Here is a 515-nt window from a genome sequence, read left to right as displayed (position 1 = left end):
GAATCTTCCATCAGCTTGCCAAAAATAGCACCCAATATAAATAGTGGGAAATATTTGACAGCAAAACCTCCTAGACCCTGCATAAACACTTCAGTATAAATACCCATGGTTTGGCTGCTTTCACCACTCAAAACAACAGCTAAAATAGCGAGCACAGGGGCCAAAACCAATACACTGACACCTCGATAGGCAAAAAACATTAGCAATGCCAAGGATAATAAAATAGCAAAAATACTCATGGTTTCGATTTCCTTCCATAGAAAAAGATGTGCTGTGAAATAAGTGATTCAGAGGGGCTAAAAAGTATTATTGCAATAACATCTAAAAAAATAGTATCAATTGGTCAGACTATAAAACCTTTCATAGTAGAAAGATTTTTCCTATATTTTTATTAATATGCCTTTTATATCTTGATGTACCCTCAATGACTCTCTTAATAAAATGCAAGATAATTTATAACTTAATAATATCCTGTAGAGTGACTAACGATTCTGATTATCATCATTAATTTGCCA

At 33.2% G+C, this 515-nt stretch carries 1 pseudogene; it reads right to left on the bottom strand.

From position 1 onward, the window contains the following. Positions 1 to 239 (bottom strand): annotated as a pseudogene (locus ACS8FD_RS24645) (GntP family permease); the annotation flags it as partial. Positions 240 to 515: the final 276 nt, after the last annotated feature.

This window comes from Psychrobacter sp. 1U2, assembly GCF_051847575.1.
Note: the sequence above shows the minus strand (reverse complement) of the source record. Positions and strands in the feature narration are given on the sequence as shown.